Consider the following 16,281-nt stretch of genomic DNA (forward strand, 5'->3'; position numbering starts at 1 on the left):
GAAATGGCCGGGCGGCGACTCAGGCTGGAGAGACGTCGCCATAGACCACGAAGTCCGGATTGTCGTAGCCGCGCGCGCGCTTGCCGTAGAGCAGGGGGGCGCCGTCAAGCTGCAGCACCCGTCCGCCCGCGGCTTCAACGACGGCCTGGCCGGCGGCTGTGTCCCATTCCATCGTGCGTCCGAGGCGGGGATAGACGTCCGCTTCGCCGGCCGCCACGAGGCAGAATTTCAGCGAGGAGCCGGCCGCCACGATTTCATGGACGTGATAGTTCGCAAGCCAGGCATCGGTTTCGGGCGAACGGTGGGATTTCGAGGCGACGGCGGAGAGGCCCGCAGCCGGCGCGCGGCGGATGCGCAGGGTCTGGCGCTCGGTCGGAAGGGAGCCGCCCGGTGCGGCTTTTGCCTGCCAGGCCGAGGATGGGCTTTCGGCGACGAACAGACGGTCCAGCGCCGGCGCGTAGACGACACCCATCACGGCGCGGCCGTGCTCGACTATGGCGATGTTGACGGTGAACTCACCATTCCTGGCGATGAATTCCTTGGTGCCGTCCAGTGGATCGACCAGCGCGAAGCGTGCGCCGTGTTCAGGCACGATGCCGTCCGCGACCGACTCTTCTGCAATGACCTTGAGGTCCGGGTCGGCCTCGGCCAGACGCGCGAGGATCAGCGCCTCGGCGCGGCCGTCCGCTTCGGTCAGCGGGGACTTGTCGTCCTTGGTGTCGACCGAGAATTCCGTGCGGTAGATCCGCATGATTTCCTGGCCGGCATCCAGGGCGATGCGGGCGAGCGTGTCGGGCGTCAGCGCCATGACGCGGCTTACTGCATCACGCTGAGCAGTTCGACTTCGAACTGGAGCGGGGCGTTGGGCGGGATCGGGCCGCCGGGCGTGCCTTCTTTGCCATAGGCGAGGTCGGCGGGGATGTAGAGCATCCAGCGGTCGCCCGGCTTCATCAGCGCGAGGGCCTCGACCCAGCCGGGGATGAGGCCATTGGAGGGGAAGGCTTCCGGGTCGCCGCGCTCATAGGAGGAATCGAACGGCGCGCCGGTCTCGGCCAGGCGGCCGTCATAATGCACCAGGACGAACTGGCCGTTGACAGGCGGGGCGCCCGACGGGTCGCCGCTGGCGAGCACGACATATTGCAGGCCCGACTCGGTTGTCTTCACTTCTGGCAGGTCCGGGTTCCACGGGAAGTACTTTTTCCAGGCGGCGTCATCGGCGTGTTTCGGAACCTCGACTTCGAGCAGCTGGACGAGGAAGACGAGATCGTCGCCGGCCTTGATCACATTGCCGCGCGGCTGGTCGCCATAAGCAAGCGCGCTGGGGATGTAGAACAGGTATTCGGCGCCTTCGGTCATCTCCTGCAGGCCCATCGTCCAGCCGGGGATCACCTGGTTCAGCCTGAACTGGGCCGGCGCGCCGCGATCAAAGGAGGAGTCGAACTTCTCACCGGTGGCGAGGCGGCCTTCATAGTTGACGCTGACGCGGTCGGTCGCGACCGGACGCTTGCCGTCCTTACGGCCTTCTTTCAGCACGATGTATTGCAGGCCCAGATTGCCCTTGATCACGCCCTCGGCGTTGGGGTTCCAGGGCAGGTGATCCTTGAAAGCTGCAGGCATGATGTCATCCGGTGGGTTTGAGGAATCGGTAAGTGAGGGAGCGTTGGGCTTGCCTGGCGAGACCGTATCCGACCGGACAAAATAGCTGGCGGCAAACAGGGCCACGACCATGCAGACGATCATCCAGATCGGCGAGCCGCCTTCTGCTTCGGGGGATTTTTCCTGGGGTGTGTCGTTCATGGCGTGACCTGTTCGATTGAAACGAATTCTGGTTGGGTTTGTGTACGGAGCTTCTGGATCAGAGCGCGCGGGGCGGGTAGCCAGCCTGGGCGAGGGCGTCGATGACTTCCTGCGTATGCTGGCTGTCGCGCGTTTCCATCAGGATGTCGAACTCGGCGCCCTTGGCCGGCACGTCGAGGGCGATGCGGTTGTGCGCGACTTCCATGATGTTGGCGCCGTTGTCGCCGATGATCTTGGACACCAGCGCCAGCAGGCCCGGCCGGTCGTCGCCGATGATCCGGATGCGCGCGAGGCGGTTCTCGCGCACAAGGGCGCGGGTCAGGACCGAGGCAAGAAGGCGCGTGTCGATATTGCCGCCGCACAGGACGAGGCCGACCTTGCGCCCGTAGAAGCGGGACGGGTGGGCGAGCAGGGCGGCGAGACCGGCTGCGCCCGCGCCTTCAGCGATCGTCTTCTCGACTTCGGCGAAAAGGGTGATCGCCCGCTCGAGGTGTTCCTCCTCGACGAGCAGGATGTCGTCGACCAGCTGTTCCGCGATCTGGCGGGTCAGTTTGCCGACTTCCTTCACCGCGATGCCTTCGGCGATCGTGGCGCCGCCCATCTTGGGCGACTTGCCGCGTAGCGACGCATGCATGCACGGATACATCGCCGCTTCGACGCCGATGATCTTGATGTCAGGCTTCAGGGCCTTGGCCGCTGTGGCAATGCCGGAGATCAGGCCGCCGCCGCCGATCGGCACGACGAGCGTGTCTAGGTCGGGCTGATCGGCCAGCATTTCGAGGGCGATCGTGCCCTGGCCGGCGATGATGTCCGCATCGTCGAAGGGGTGGATGAAGACGAGGCCTTCCTTCTCACCGAGCTTCAGGGCGTACTCCTTGGCCTCGTCGAAGATCAGGCCTTCGAGGATGACGCGGGCGCCGTGGTCGCGGGTGTGCTCCACCTTGTTGAAGGGGGTCGTCTCGGCCATCACGATCGTGGCCGGGATGCCGAGGCGGCGGGCATGGTAGGCGACGCCCTGCGCATGGTTGCCGGCCGAGGCGGCGATCACGCCGCGGCGCTTTTCATCATCGGTCAGCTTGGACAGCTTATTGAGGGCGCCGCGCTCCTTGAAGGCGGCTGTGTACTGGCGGTTCTCGAACTTGACCCAGACATCGGCGCCGGTGATAGCCGAAAGGGTACGCGAGTGGGCCAGTTCCGTGCGCTCGATATTGCCTTCCAGCACCTTGGCGGCGGCCCGCACATCGGCAAGCGTGACGAGGGCGTTCGGGGTCAGGGTATCAGGCATGGGAACGGGTCCGGCTAAAGCGGGCGCACCCTATGCGGGGAGGGGGGCAAAGACAAGGCGGGGCTGACGCCGGGCTCGCAAGTGGGGCCGAACGCGCTGTCTTGTATTTTCGGGGCTTTATCCGGCGCTTGGGCTTGGTAAACGAGTAGCGGGTGTCGAGGCGTCATGAAACCTTTCGAGGACAGAAAAACTATGAAGATTCCCATCACGGCCGCGCTGGCCGCCTTGTTGGCACCGGCCATCGGAGCCTGTGCTTCGGCCTCCGACCCCACCATTGCGGACCTGGCCATCCGCAATGTCACAGTCGTCAGCCCCGAGCGGGCCGGGCTTCTTGAGCATGCCGATGTCCTGATCGATGAGGGCCGGATCGTTGCGGTCGGGCCAGCTGCGCCGGGTTGGCTTGCGGCGCATGAATTCGACGGTTCGGGCCTGTTTCTCACGCCTGGCCTGATCGATGGTCACGTACACCTCTATCACGCCACCGGCCTGAAACGACGGTATACGGACTCGTTTGACGCCCTTTACGCGGCCTTCCAGGCCCAGCAGCCGCGCAGCTTCCTCTATTTCGGCTACACTACGGTTGCCGAACTGAACGCGGACTTCGACACCAACCGCGACTTCGAATCCGCGCCTCTGCATCCGGACCTGATCCATTGCGGCCAGGGTTTGGTGTTGTCGAATGATTTCATGGCAACGGATTTCGAAAGCGAGGAAGAGTTCCTCGCTGCATTCCCGAACTTCCTGCATGACCGGTTCACAACACCTGACCTTCCGGCCGGATTTGATCCGGCAGACCATACGCCGGCCGCGACGGTGGCGAAGATCGCCGAGAGCAGTGGGCGCTGCGTAAAACTGTACTATGAAGAAGCGCTCTGGTGGCCTGCAGAGTCCCGGCCGCCGTTCGGCCTGCCATCTGAGGCGATCGTGCGCGAAGTCGTTGCCGAGGCACATGCGCGCGGTATGCCGGTGCTGCTGCATGGCACGACACCCGCGGCCTACACGCTTGCGGCGCATACGGGTGTCGACGCGGTGGCGCATGGGCTCTGGGATTGGGAGGGCGCTTATCTCGGCCATGACGAGATCCCCGCAGCTGCGACCCAGGCCATCGAAGAGGTCGCACAAGCCGGCGTGGCGGTGCAGCCGACGGTGCAGACGCTGAACAACACGGTCTCACTGTTCGAGACAGCGCTTCTGGACGAGCCCGGTCTGAAAGCCGTGTTGCCGCCGGCCTATATCGACTACCTGCGCACCGATGGCCAAAAGGGCAGGGATGATTTCATCCGGCGCAATGGTGCGGTGATCGCCGACGCGTTCGACAAGGGCGAGGCAGCCAGTGCGGATCCGGAAGCAATGGTCAGAACCTATCAGGCTCGGCTGGAACGACTGGTCTCGCAGATGAACACTGCGGGCACTCACTTCCTGTTCGGCACCGATACGGCGGTCGGCGGTTCCGGCTGGGGCAATCCCCCGGGGCTGAACGGCTATTGGGAAATGCAGGACTGGGCGAAGGCCGGCATACCGCTCGCGACCATCTTCAAAGCGGCAACGCTGGACAACGCGGCCGCCTTCGGAATTGACGGCGAAGTTGGAAGTGTCGAGGTCGGTAAGCGTGCCAATCTGCTTCTGCTCTCAGGCAATCCGCTGGACAGTCTTGAGGCCTACGACGAGATCGACAAGGTCGTTCTGGGCGGGACTGTCATCGACCGCTCTGCGCTCGCGGCGGGGAACTGATTTTACGGCGGATGGCGATCGCCCGACCGGCCCGTCGCCTTAGACCGCCATCAGGCCTTCGACGCCGGGCGCGGGGTCGTGCTCCGCGACCCAATGGCCGGGGCCGACGGGGACGAGCTTGGCCTGGTACTGGTCGGCTTCCGGGTCGTCGACGACCTTGGATTTGAGGAAGCGCAGCGCCGCGCGGCTGTCGAGCGGGCTCGGCAGGTCGCCGGTCAGGCGCAGCTTCTCGCGGGCGCGTTCCCCTTTCGGGTCCGCGTTAGGAACCGCCGCGATCAGGGCCTTGGTGTAGGGGTGGCGGGCATCCGTGTAGATCGAGTCGCGCCCGGCGAGTTCCACGACGCGCCCGAGGTAGAGCACCATCACGCGATGGCTGATCTGGCGCACGACGGCGAGGTCGTGGCTGATGAAGATCATGGCGAGGCCGAACTCCTTCTGGAGTTCGATCAGCAGGTCCACGACCTGCGCCTGGACCGACACGTCGAGCGCGGAGACGGCTTCGTCGCAGATCACGAGCTTCGGCTTCAGGATCATCGCGCGGGCAATGCCGACGCGCTGGTTCTGGCCGCCGGACAGCTCGTGCGGATAGCGGTTGATCAGGTTCGGATCGAGGCCGACGCGGGGCAGGATCTCGCGCACTTTGGCTTCGCGTTCGGTTTTCGACAGGTTCGGTTCGTGGACCAGCAGCGGCTCGGCCACCGAGGCGCCGATGGTCATGCGCGGGTCGAGGCTCGCCAGCGGGTCCTGGAAAACGATCTGGAGATCGTCCCGCAGGGCGTTCATCTCCCGGGCGCCGGCCTTGGTGATGTCCTTGCCGAGCCAGGCGACGGTGCCGCTGGTGGGCGGGATCAGTTTCAGCACGCCTCGCGCCAGGGTCGACTTGCCGCAACCGGATTCGCCGACGACGCCGAGCGTTTCGCCGGGCTTCAGGTCAAAGCTGACACCGTTGACGGCCTTGAGCGGCTTGGTGCGTCCGAACAGGCCGCCTTTGACCTGGATGGGGAAATGCACCTTCATGTCATCGACGCGCAGCACCGGCTCGATCGTGTCGGCCGGCGGCGGCGACAGGGCGGGACGGCCGGGCGGGTCCGGCAGGTCAAGGCGTGGCACGGCGGCCAGCAGCATCTTCGTGTAGTCGTGCTTTGGCGCATAGAAGATATCGTCGGTGGGGCCCTGTTCGACGATTTCGCCGTAGCGCATGACGATCACGCGGTCGCACATGCGGGCGACGACGCCCATGTTGTGGGTGATCAGTACGATGCCGGTGCCGGTTTCGCGCTTCAGCTCGTCCATCAGTTCCAGCACCTGGGCCTGGACAGTCACGTCGAGCGCCGTCGTCGGCTCGTCCGCGATCAGCAGTTTCGGGCCGCAGAGCATGGCGATGGCGATCATCACGCGCTGGCGCATTCCGCCCGACAGTTCGTGTGGGAACTGGTCTAATCGGCGCGCGGCTTCCGGGATGCGGACGTGTTCGAGCCATTCTACGCAGCGCTGGTTGGCCGCTTCGCCCTTCAGGTCCTGATGCAGCGCCAGGATCTCGCGCATCTGGGCGCCGACGGTCATGTGCGGGGTCAGGCTGGTGAGCGGATCCTGGAAGATCATCGACATCTCGGCGCCGCGGATCCGGCGCAGGTTCGCCGTCGAGGCGGTCAGCATGTCGGTGCCGTTGAACAGGATTTCGCCTGACGCGCGACCATTGGCGGCCAGAAGCCCCATCGCGGCGAGGGCGGACTGGCTCTTGCCGGAGCCACTTTCGCCAACGATGCCGAGGCATTCGCCTGCAGAGACGGTGAAATTCGTGCCGCGCACCGCATTTACGGTGCCGTCGGGCGTGGTGAAATCGACCGCGAGGTCTTTGACAGTGAGAATGGTCATGACCTGAGGAGTAGCGGGGCAGGCCACAGGCGCAAGAGGCCCGGCGCAGAAAACGCAAACGCCGCGTCCCGATGCAGGCGGGGCGCGGCGTTCAGGTTTCGTCGGCCTGAGAGGAGGGGCTCAGAACTTGTAGCCGAAACCCAGTCCGACAACGAGCGGGTTGATGTCGACATCGGCCTTCACAGTGGCGCCGAGGGCGGTGGTGAAGTCGACCGTGACATCGGAGTTGATCCAGATCTTCTTGATGTCGGCGTTGAAGGCCCAGCCACCCGGCGTGCCGTCAAGGTCATAGTCGAAGCCGAGTTGCAGCGCCGGCCCGATGCTGGAGTCGTAGTCGATACTGTCGGCCACGGCGCCTTCATCTTCGCTGTAGAACAGCGTGGCGTTGATACCGGCGCCGACATACGGCTTGAACTTGCCCATGTCGGTGAAGTGGTATTGCAGCGTCAGCGTCGGGGGCAGGACCCAGACATCGCCGATCTTGACGTCAGCGCCGGCTACAGCGGCCACGTCGGTTGCGGTCACATCATGCTGGGCCGTCGCCAGGATGAGCTCGGCAGCAATGTTCTTCGTGAAGAAGTAGGAGATGTCGAGTTCGGGGACGTACTCGTCACTGATCTTGACGCTTCCGCCCAGAGGCGCGCCGGCGACCGAGAGGTCGGCCGACTCGCTCGGCAACACGCCGATCACGCGGCCGCGGATCATCCACGGATTGTCGTCGGCAGAAGCAGTGCCAGCGATCCCGGTGAAGGAAGCGCCGGCCATCAGAGCGGCAAGAAGAAGCTTTTTCATCGCTTTGGTCCTATCCTTTTTGGACTGTGATGGTTCTCGATAACCCCCTGTAATTGCTTCGGATATCGGGCAGCTTGACGCGCGGCTGCGAGCCGCGCGACACAGACGCGCGACTAGGTAGTCGTCCGTATTGAGACATTCCCCCGAAGGCCGCAGGTTCGGCGAACTGCGAAGGGGACTCGCAGGAGATGTGCAAGTCACGCTGACAAATGCCGCCTCGGGCCAGGGCGCCTGACCCCAAGGAAAGACTTGCTCTTCGCGGCTCCAGTTGGGAACATGGGACTTTCCCTGTTTCCGGCTGGAGTGTGCCTAGATGCCCGTGATGAACTTCCTCACCCAATGCGTGTTCGATGCTGGCGCGCTGAAGCAGCTCGCCTCGCTGGCCAAGGCGCGCGGTATCACGCGGCCGTTTATCGTGACCGATGCCGGCATCAAGGCATCGGGCATCCTGGCCAAGGTGGAGGATGCGCTGGGCGTGGCGCCTGCGGGCGTGTTCGCGGAGACGACATCGAACCCTACCGAGACGCAGACGAAGCAGGCAACGCAGCTCTACACAGAGTCCGGCGCGGACGGCATCATCGCGGTGGGTGGCGGCTCGTCCATGGACCATGCCAAAGCGATCGGCCTCCTTGCGTCGCACAATGAGCCGCTGGAAACCTATGCCGCGATCATCGGCGGCGCCAAGAAGATCGGCAAGATCCCGCCGCTGATTGCGATCCCGACGACCGCTGGCACTGGCTCGGAAGTGTCGGTCGGCATGGTCATCATCATGGAGAATGGCCGCAAGGAAACCTTTGCCTCGCCGAACCTAATTCCCGTGGTCGCGCTGTGCGATCCGGACCTGACACTCGGCCTGCCGGCCGGCCTGACGGCGGCGACCGGCATGGACGCGTTGACGCACTGCATCGAGGCCGTTCTGACGCCTTCGATCAATCCGCCTGCGGAGGGTATCGGCTATGACGGCGCGCAGCGTGCGTTCGGGCAAGGTATGCTGAAGCGGGCCGTGAAGGACGGATCGGACGCTGAAGCACGCTGGCACATGATGATGGCAAGCTATGAAGGCGCACTGGCGTTCGTGAAAGGCCTCGGCGGCGTGCACGCGCTGAGCCATGCGGCGGGCCGCCTGGAGCAAAAGAAGCTGCACCACGGCACGCTGAACGCGGTATTCCTGCCGCATATACTGCGCTTCCATGACGGCGCGGCCGACGCGAAATATGTCCGTCTGCGGCAAGTCATGGGTTTGAAGGCCGGCGCGGACCTCGCCGATGCCATTCAGGATCTCAACGATGCCATCGGCATTCCGAAGAATCTGTCGGCCATGGGGCTTGAGGCGTCGGATGGTCCCGGCATCGTCGACTATGCGCTGAAAGACCTCGCCCATTTCGGCAACCCGCGCCCGATGAGCGCGGATGATTATGCCAAGGTCTTCGAGACGGCGCTCAAATAGGAGGTTCGCGCCTTGGCCCGCAAGTTTGGACCCATCCTGAAACTGGCGGCCGGCCATCATGGCGGCGAAAAATCCGTGCTCGCCCAATCGGCAAATACGCATGCCGTGCGCAACCTCGCCAAGGTGCCTGCGGACCGGCTGCTGTCGGTTATGACGAAGTGCGTGTTCAATGCCGGGTTCAACTGGAAGGTCATCGAGGCGAAGTGGGACGGCTTCGAGGCTGCCTTCGAGGGCTTCGATCCGGGCAGGCTCGCTTTCTTCGGCGATGAGATGCTGGACCGGCTGGTCTCGGACGAACGGATCGTGCGCAACGGCCAGAAGATCAAGGCCAGTCTCGAGAATGCGCGCTTCGTTGCCGAGGTTGAGAGCAAGGAAGGCGGCTTCGGCAAGTTCCTGGCCAACTGGCCGGCAGAGGATCAGACGGGCCTGATGGACGCGCTGAACAAGCGCGGCGCGCGCCTCGGCGGCGCCACAGCGCAGTATTTCCTGCGCTTTGCCGGCTGGGATGCGTGGATCGCGTCGAGCCATGTCTGCACGGCGCTGGTGCGGGAAGGCGTTTTGGCGAAGCCGGCGGCCACCAGCAAGGGCGACCTCGCGCGCCTGCAGGCAGCGATCAATGAGTATCACGCTGACAGCGGCCTGCCGCGGGCGCAGATCAGCCGGCTGCTGGCGCTCAGCGTCGGCTGATCACTCGGCGTCCAGAACCGGCAGGGTGAGGGCTGCTTCGATATCGGCCCAGTTCACCAGCTTGAAGTTCTGGTCTTGTCCGGAATTCGGGTTGCCGTCATCCTGGACGATCAGAACGCCGCGCGGAAAGCCCGGAAGGGCGCCGGAATGGATGTCGAGACCGTCCGTATGCGTTACATCGTCGATGCCAAGCACCGTGTTGGCGCCAATTGAGAAGCTGCCCATGGCGGCATGCGGCGCCTTCCGGTCATAGACCACATAGCGGTTGTCGGTCTGCGCCGAGGCGACGATCCAGCCCGCACCGTCCTTGCCGCGCCAGACCGACACGCCCTCGACATCGGCCACGAGGCCGGCCCTGCCGCCGACTTCGTCGATCAGCTCCGGCACGGGAGCCGTCTCGCGGTAGGCAAGCTTCCAGAGGCCGCGATCTTCCTCGCCGACGAACATCAGGCCCAGGGTTTCGTCGAATACACAGCCTTCAAGCTGGGTGTCGAGTTTCACCGACTTGAGGAGTGTGCCGGCCAGCGCGCCGGGCGCGGCGTCGAGTTTCCAGAGAAGAACTCGGCCGGTCGACCTCGTCCGACCGCTTCGGCAGCTACCGCTTCTCGAACGTGCCGGCCGGCGACTACACCCTGTCGGTCTCCTATGTCGGCGCCCCGCGTCTGACCCGCTCCATCTCGGTGGCTGAATCCGGCGAGATCGTGGTTGACCTGACCGTCGGCGAGAATGTGCGATATCTCGACAACGTCCTTGTGGTCGGCTCCGCTGCGGCGCAGGCCGGCGCCATCAACCAGCAGCGCGCCTCAAACGCCCTGATCAATGTGATCGACAGTGACGGCCTCGGAAATTTCCCCGACACGACGGTTGCCGATTCGCTTTCGCGCGTTTCCGGCCTGTCAATCGAGACGGACCAGGGCGAAGGCCGCTACGTATCGATCCGCGGCATCAACACGGACCTGATCTCTTCCAGTATCAACGGCGTGCGCACACCGTCGCCGGAAGACCGCCGCGGCGTACTGCTCGACGGCGTTCCGTCAGATCTGCTCGACACGATCGAAGTGCAGAAATCGCTGACCCCGAATGTCGACGGCGACAGCATTGGGGGCGTGATCAACCTGAAAACCATCTCGGCCTTTGACCGCGACGGCCGTTTCATCCGTGCTAAGATCGAAGGCCAGTATAACGAGATCACCGAAGAGATTTCACCCAAGGGCACGTTGACCTATTCGGAAACCTTCGGCGACAAGCTGGGTGTGGCCCTGTCGTTCAACTACCAGGACCTTCGGATTGAAACGCACAACAACGAAACCGGCGGCTGGGGCGAAGTTGACGGCGCTGACTTCCTCGTGCCTCAGGCGGGCACCTATTTCGTGCCAAACGACGACTATGAAATGCGCTGGTATGATCTGACACGCACCCGCTACGGTTTCGTCGGAAACCTGGAATATCGCGCGACCGAAAACACGGACCTCTATCTGCGTACCCTCTTCAACCAGTATGAAGACGACGAAGTCCGCAACAAGTTCGAGTTCCGCGAATTCGACGAAGAGATCGTGTCGGCAACGCCGACATCTGTTTCGATCCGTCGCGGCGAAGTTGATGCCGAGGTGCGCGTTCGCAAGGAAGTTCGCAAGATCCAGACAATCGCCTTGGGCGGTGACACCCGCCTCGACGACTGGAAGTTCGACTATGAAGCCTCCTACGCCTATGCCGAAGAGGATGACAGCGACAACCACGACGTTGCCTTCCGCTCCACGCCGGAACAACGAAACAATACGGTCGGGTCGATCACCCTGGATTTCTCGAACCTGCAAACTCCGATTATTTCGGGACAGGCGTTGGCGTTCCTGCTGGATCCCAACAATTACGAACTGGACGCGTTCGAGCGTGAATTCACCACGAACGAAGACACCGAGTTTGCGGGCAAGCTGAACATCAGCCGCGACAGCCTGTTGATGGGCACGCCGGTGGAATGGAAAGGCGGTCTGAAATACCGGACCCGCGAGAAAGTGCGTGATGTCAATCTGGACGTCTATGAACCCGGTGAAGTGCTCAGCGACTACGTTGCCAGCAACACGGAAGTGCCGGGCTGGCGCCTGCCGAACTTCATGCCGAGCTGGCCGAGCGCCAACCTGACGCGTGCCCTGCGCAACACTGTGACAGCGGCCGACCGCGACGATGCTGCTTCCGCATTCGAGAGCCTTTCTGCCGATTACAATATCCAGGAAGACATCCTGGCGGCGTACGGTATGGGAACGTTCGAGAACGGTCCGCTCACGGTCGTTGCGGGCGTGCGCGTCGAACAGACTAACGTTGACAGCCGCGGAAACATTTTCACCGAAGGCGATGATCCAGCGAGCGTGACGCCGCGCACTTTCTCTGACGACTACACGAATGTCCTGCCAAGCCTGAACGTCAAATATGCCTTCACGGACAATATCATTGGTCGCGCGGCATACTATGGCGCCCTTGTTCGTCCCGCGTTCGGCGAAATGGCACCCGTTTTCGTCTACAACGAAGACCAGGACGGCGCGTTCGTCGGCAATACCATTCTTGATCCCTATGAGGCAGACAACTTCGACCTTTCAATCGAGTTCTACCCGACCAGGCTTTCTGTCTTGTCCGTCGGCGTTTTCGCCAAAGAGATCGACAATGCCATCTTCCCGACGACGAAAACATTCGATGTCGTCTTTGGTCAGACGTCCATAGACCTGAGCGAGTTTGGCGCAGGCACGGTTGCGGTGCCGAGCAGTCTGATCGTGGCGAATCCGGGTGATGCACCAAATCAGTTCGAAGTCGACAGCTACGTGAACGTCGGATCTTCGGAAGTGCGCGGCATTGAGTTCAACTATGTGCAGAACCTTGGCGACCTCTTCCCGGTGCTGGACGGCTTTCTGACCTCCGCTAACCTGACCCTCACCGACTCCGAAAGCACGCTTCCGGATGGTCGCAAGGTACCGTTCCTGAAGCAGTCTGACACGATCTGGAACATCGCGCTCGGCTATGAGAAAGGCCCTTGGGACCTGCGGGTTTCGGCGAACTTCCGTGACGACTATCTCGACGAGTTGTTCGGCGCGAATATCGATCGGTATACCGACGACCGCACTCTGGTCGAAGCGTCCGCCAAATACACGATCAACGACAACTTCCAGGTCTATCTCGAAGGCAAGAACCTGACGGATGCCGAAGAATACTACTATCACGGGAACGAGAACCGCCTGTCGCAGTATGACGAGTTTGGCAGGAGCTTCGTGCTCGGCGTACGCGTCACTTACTGATCCGGCAAATCGCAATCTCGGACGGAACGGGCTGCAGCAGAACGCTGCGGCCCGTTTTTTTTGGGTCAGCGGCGCGGCGTCCACCAGGCCTTGAGGCGGGCGACGTAGGCTTCCGGCGTTTCGGCGGCGAGGGGGGCGGCGGTGCGGAAGGCACGGCGCAGGGCGCGGCGGCGCGCCTTTGCAATGAGGGTGAGGGCAGCGCCGGCGTCGTCTGCGGAAAGTTTGCGCGGCGACAGTCCGCCTACGGCGGATTCGAGCAACCCGAGGTCGCGCCAGAGACCGAGATCGTCGCAGAGCTTCTCACCCGCTTCGGCATAACCCTGCATTACATCCGGAAAGGCGCCGCGCAGAAGCAGTGTCTGGTACCAGTGATCCTTCGCGCGCTTGCGAAATTCATGTACCGGCTCCTCATCCGTCGCCCGCCGCGCTGCGGCCATGGATTTGCGCAGCCGGCGGTGGGCGCGTTTCAATCCTGGTGCGAGCGCCTTCCAGCCTTCCGCCTCCAGCGCCCAGCCCTCGACGCGTTCTGCAGCGGCGGACATCTCTGCGGCGAAGCCGGCGAGCAGCCGGCGATGCGAAGCGGCGCTGCCGGCCGGTTTGGCGGCGAGGGCGGCTGCGAGTTTGCCGGCCAGATCGTCCGGCAAGGGCAATGCAGCGACAGCTTCCGTGAGGGCGCCTGTGTCGCGCAGCGCCGACAATTCGCCGGCGGCCGCGCGCAAGGCCGCGATCTCGGCGGCGGCTTCGGGAAAGACGGGCGCGACCAGGCGGATCAGGGCGCGCAGGCGTTTGGTGCCCTTGCGTGCGTCGTGGACCTTGCGGGCAAGGGGCAGGGACGGGTCTGCCAGGCTGGCCTGAATCTGCGCAAACTCCGCCGCGGCAATGCGCCGGACGCTTTTGGTGACCGATTTCTCGCCAGCCTTGAAACGGTAACCCATGACCCCGCGCTCCCCTCCTGCGCCCCAGATTGCACAGGCGTTTGGCGACTTCCAACGCTCTCGCGCACGCGGCGACTACAGGTTTCTGGAGCCCCGAAGGGCGCCGCTGCCGGAATTCGCTTTCCGCAGGGCCCCGAATCCGCCGATAAATGCGTTCATGCTCGGAAACCTCCAGACGCTGCTCAACAATCTCGCGCTGATGACCTGCGCAGTGGCTATCGGTGCGTCCTGGGTGGCCTCGATCGTGTCGCCCAATTGCAGCTTCGACAAGCTGACCGGCGCGCGGGCAGACGGACATGTCCGCGAACTGATCCACCGGACGAGCCCGCAGCTGGGCTTTCTGATGGCCGTCTCAGGCGGCTTGTTCCTGTTCGCCTCCAGCCTGATTGCTGGCATCGTCTCGATCGTGGCAGCGTTCGGCTTCTATGCCACGCGGATGCTGCTGGCGCCGAAAGAGGGCAAGAATGCCCCCGGCGTGCGCACCCGGCGCAAGGAACAGCGCGGCACATCGGTCGCGCTGTCCCTGACCTTCACCGCGGCATCGATGATTGCGGCGGTGCTCGGCCTGTTCGGGCTCTAGTCCTTCACCAGCCAGAGACAGCCCATCTCGTGGAGCTGACGGAAGCTCTCCGTGGAGCGTTCCGTTGCGCCCCGGGCGAGGCGGCCAGCGGTTTTGCGGTTCGCGGCCAGCATCAGGACGCAGATCAGAAGGCCGGCGCCCGCCGTCCACCAGCCCACCGGCAAGGCGGCCAGCACCCCAACCAAGACGGCCAGATAGGCCAGCGCGTCGAGCAGGCGGATGCGCACGTCCAGCCATCGGCCGAACGGTTTCAGCAGTTCGGGCTGGCGGTGCAGCGCCTCGGCATCGATCGCGAAATGGGTGCCGGGTGTCTTCTCGAAGACCAGCGCCCGGGTCATCCGTCCACCGTCATGCGGGTTCGGTTTGCAGCTCAGGAACATGGCAGATTCCTCGTATTTCGCCCCAGACGCCGAAGTTTTAACAGCAAGGCCTGACCTGAATATTCCCATTCGCGGGAAAATTAGTGCTTCATCAACAGCTTGCGTTAACCGTCGAATATTGCGCGCAGCGGGCGAGGGCCATTGCGGGATTGAAATCCTGCGCCTACGCTGCACTGCAACATGAACGGTGAGGCAGACGATGCTCTATTCACTTGTCGAGATGAACCGGGTGGCGATGGCACCGATGCGGCTGATGGCGAAAGCCGGGCGCGCCGCGCTGGCGTCTCCGCTCAACCCGATGGGCCAGACAAGTTACGGCAAGTCGCTCGCGGCGATGGCGGACGTGTTCGAAAGCGCGACGCGCTATTACGGAAAGCCGGAATGGCGGGTCGACTCGGTGCGGATCAAGAGCATCACCGTGCCGGTCACGCCGATGGTCGCCTGGCGCTCGCCCTGGTGCAATCTCATCCATTTCCGCAAGGATCCCGACGCGCTGGCGATGACCCAGCGGGCAGGCGCCGCGCCGCTGCCCCGCATGCTCATCGTTGCGCCTCTGTCGGGTCACTATGCCACGCTGCTGCGCGGCACGGTCGAAGGCTTCCTCGAGACGCATGACGTCTACATCACCGACTGGACCGATGCGCGCATGGCGCCGATCTGGCTCGGCCGGTTCGATCTCGACGATTATATCGATCACATTCGCAAGGTGCTGACCCATCTGGGCGGCGGCGTGAACGTGCTGGCGGTCTGCCAGCCTGGCCCGCCGGTACTCGCCGCCATCTCGATGATGGCCGAGGATGAGGATCCGGCGTTGCCCGCGACGATGACCTTCATGGGCTCGCCTATCGATGCGCGCCTTTCGCCGACGGTTCCGAACAAACTGGCCGAAGAGCGGCCGTTCGAATGGTTCACTGAGAACATGATCCACACGGTGCCCGCGCCCTATCCGGGTGTGATGCGCCGCGTCTATCCGGGCTTCGTGCAGCTCGCCTCGTTCATGAACATGAACTGGAGCCGCCACGTCGATGCCCACTGGAAGTTCTTCAACCACCTTGTGGACGGGGACGGCGAACCGGCCAGCAAACACCGCGAATTCTATGACGAGTATCTCTCTGTGCTCGACCTGACGGAAGAGTTCTATCTCCAGACCATCCAGCGCGTGTTCCAGGAACACCATTTGCCGCGAGGGATCTACAAGTATCGCGGCGAGCGCCTGGTCAAACCTTCGGAGATCCGCACGGTGGCCCTGATGACGGTCGAAGGGGAAAAAGACGACATTTCAGGCATTGGCCAGACTCAGGCCGCGCATGATTTGTGCACGAACATTCCGAAAGACATGCAGATGGACTATATCCAGCCAGGCGTGGGTCATTACGGCGTGTTCAACGGCTCACGCTTCGAAACGGAAATTGCGCCGCGCGTAACTCAGTTCACCCGCCGCTTCACCAACCGCACGCTCGAAGAAGCCGCGGCCGCCCGCAAGCGCTGACGCCG

Annotated in this window: 14 protein-coding genes; 6 read left to right on the forward strand and 8 right to left on the reverse strand. The window is 63.5% G+C overall.

The features are described from left to right. Positions 1–19 precede the first annotated feature (19 nt). From cysQ to GC148_RS07695, 3 genes are read right to left on the reverse strand one after another with little or no spacing between them, the layout of a single operon-like run. A complete protein-coding gene (cysQ, locus tag GC148_RS07685) occupies positions 20–808 on the reverse strand; it encodes a 3'(2'),5'-bisphosphate nucleotidase CysQ (RefSeq protein ID WP_291070084.1) in 789 nt (262 codons plus the stop codon). An 8-nt stretch (positions 809–816) separates the two neighbouring features. Continuing rightward, the gene (locus tag GC148_RS07690; protein WP_291070085.1) at positions 817–1,797 is read right to left on the reverse strand and encodes an FKBP-type peptidyl-prolyl cis-trans isomerase; all 981 of its coding nucleotides are present in this window, start codon (positions 1,795–1,797) and stop codon (positions 817–819) included. Positions 1,798–1,855: 58 nt separating this feature from the next. Continuing rightward, entirely contained in the window at positions 1,856–3,082 is a 1,227-nt protein-coding gene (locus GC148_RS07695; protein WP_291070086.1) for a threonine ammonia-lyase, read from the reverse strand. 192 nt (positions 3,083–3,274) lie between these two features. Between GC148_RS07695 and GC148_RS07700 the strand changes: the two genes are divergently transcribed. Beyond that, positions 3,275–4,813 carry an amidohydrolase family protein gene (locus tag GC148_RS07700; protein ID WP_291070087.1) on the forward strand — a complete coding sequence of 513 codons (1,539 nt, stop codon included), beginning with the start codon at positions 3,275–3,277 and terminating at the stop codon, positions 4,811–4,813. A gap of 39 nt (positions 4,814–4,852) precedes the next feature. Here GC148_RS07700 and GC148_RS07705 read toward each other — a convergent pair whose 3' ends face one another. Then, entirely contained in the window at positions 4,853–6,688 is a 1,836-nt protein-coding gene (locus tag GC148_RS07705) for a dipeptide ABC transporter ATP-binding protein (RefSeq protein WP_291070088.1), read from the reverse strand. Positions 6,689–6,808: 120 nt separating this feature from the next. Continuing rightward, positions 6,809–7,480, reverse strand: coding sequence for an OmpW family outer membrane protein (locus GC148_RS07710; RefSeq protein ID WP_291070089.1), 672 nt, complete (start codon positions 7,478–7,480; stop codon positions 6,809–6,811). Positions 7,481–7,802: 322 nt separating this feature from the next. Between GC148_RS07710 and GC148_RS07715 the strand changes: the two genes are divergently transcribed. Together GC148_RS07715 and GC148_RS07720 are read left to right on the forward strand one after the other, a co-directional pair. After that, positions 7,803–8,927 (forward strand): iron-containing alcohol dehydrogenase, encoded by a 1,125-nt coding sequence (locus tag GC148_RS07715; protein ID WP_291070090.1) that lies wholly within the window; start codon positions 7,803–7,805, stop codon positions 8,925–8,927. 12 nt (positions 8,928–8,939) lie between these two features. After that, complete coding sequence (locus GC148_RS07720; protein WP_291070091.1) at positions 8,940–9,614, forward strand: DNA-3-methyladenine glycosylase I; 675 nt, start codon at positions 8,940–8,942, stop codon at positions 9,612–9,614. Here GC148_RS07720 and GC148_RS07725 read toward each other — a convergent pair whose 3' ends face one another. Continuing rightward, entirely contained in the window at positions 9,615–10,115 is a 501-nt protein-coding gene (locus GC148_RS07725; protein WP_291070092.1) for a phytase, read from the reverse strand. 11 nt (positions 10,116–10,126) lie between these two features. Here GC148_RS07725 and GC148_RS07730 point away from each other — a divergent pair, with 11 nt between their 5' ends. Continuing rightward, complete coding sequence (locus GC148_RS07730; protein ID WP_291070093.1) at positions 10,127–12,892, forward strand: TonB-dependent receptor; 2,766 nt, start codon at positions 10,127–10,129, stop codon at positions 12,890–12,892. Between the two features lie 65 nt (positions 12,893–12,957). On the opposite strand, the gene GC148_RS07735 is transcribed toward GC148_RS07730, so the two are convergent. Continuing rightward, positions 12,958–13,827 (reverse strand): CHAD domain-containing protein, encoded by an 870-nt coding sequence (locus tag GC148_RS07735; protein WP_291070094.1) that lies wholly within the window; start codon positions 13,825–13,827, stop codon positions 12,958–12,960. 157 nt (positions 13,828–13,984) lie between these two features. On the opposite strand from GC148_RS07735, the gene GC148_RS07740 reads away from it, so the two are divergent. Beyond that, entirely contained in the window at positions 13,985–14,407 is a 423-nt protein-coding gene (locus GC148_RS07740; RefSeq protein ID WP_291070095.1) for a hypothetical protein, read from the forward strand. On the opposite strand, the gene GC148_RS07745 is transcribed toward GC148_RS07740, so the two are convergent. Further along, complete coding sequence (locus GC148_RS07745) at positions 14,404–14,787, reverse strand: hypothetical protein (protein ID WP_291070096.1); 384 nt, start codon at positions 14,785–14,787, stop codon at positions 14,404–14,406. The genes GC148_RS07740 and GC148_RS07745 overlap by 4 nt on opposite strands. A 199-nt stretch (positions 14,788–14,986) precedes the next feature. Here GC148_RS07745 and phaZ point away from each other — a divergent pair, with 199 nt between their 5' ends. Then, a complete protein-coding gene (gene phaZ, locus GC148_RS07750) occupies positions 14,987–16,276 on the forward strand; it encodes a polyhydroxyalkanoate depolymerase (RefSeq protein WP_291070097.1) in 1,290 nt (429 codons plus the stop codon). The last annotated feature ends 5 nt before the right edge of the window (positions 16,277–16,281 follow it).

It is taken from the genome of Hyphomonas sp., from assembly GCF_016125515.1.
Taxonomy (GTDB): domain Bacteria; phylum Pseudomonadota; class Alphaproteobacteria; order Caulobacterales; family Hyphomonadaceae; genus Hyphomonas.

Excerpts from the sequence above, each read along its gene's own strand:
- GC148_RS07740 (WP_291070095.1), top strand. The coding sequence starts at position 13,985 with ATGCTCGGAAACCTCCAGACGCTGCTCAACAATCTCGCGCTGATGACC.
- cysQ (WP_291070084.1), bottom strand. The coding sequence starts at position 808 with ATGGCGCTGACGCCCGACACGCTCGCCCGCATCGCCCTGGATGCCGGC.
- GC148_RS07705 (WP_291070088.1), bottom strand. The coding sequence starts at position 6,688 with ATGACCATTCTCACTGTCAAAGACCTCGCGGTCGATTTCACCACGCCC.
- phaZ (WP_291070097.1), top strand. The coding sequence starts at position 14,987 with ATGCTCTATTCACTTGTCGAGATGAACCGGGTGGCGATGGCACCGATG.
- GC148_RS07695 (WP_291070086.1), bottom strand. The coding sequence starts at position 3,082 with ATGCCTGATACCCTGACCCCGAACGCCCTCGTCACGCTTGCCGATGTG.
- GC148_RS07745 (WP_291070096.1), bottom strand. The coding sequence starts at position 14,787 with ATGTTCCTGAGCTGCAAACCGAACCCGCATGACGGTGGACGGATGACC.
- GC148_RS07710 (WP_291070089.1), bottom strand. The coding sequence starts at position 7,480 with ATGAAAAAGCTTCTTCTTGCCGCTCTGATGGCCGGCGCTTCCTTCACC.
- GC148_RS07735 (WP_291070094.1), bottom strand. The coding sequence starts at position 13,827 with ATGGGTTACCGTTTCAAGGCTGGCGAGAAATCGGTCACCAAAAGCGTC.
- GC148_RS07715 (WP_291070090.1), top strand. The coding sequence starts at position 7,803 with ATGAACTTCCTCACCCAATGCGTGTTCGATGCTGGCGCGCTGAAGCAG.
- GC148_RS07690 (WP_291070085.1), bottom strand. The coding sequence starts at position 1,797 with ATGAACGACACACCCCAGGAAAAATCCCCCGAAGCAGAAGGCGGCTCG.
- GC148_RS07700 (WP_291070087.1), top strand. The coding sequence starts at position 3,275 with ATGAAGATTCCCATCACGGCCGCGCTGGCCGCCTTGTTGGCACCGGCC.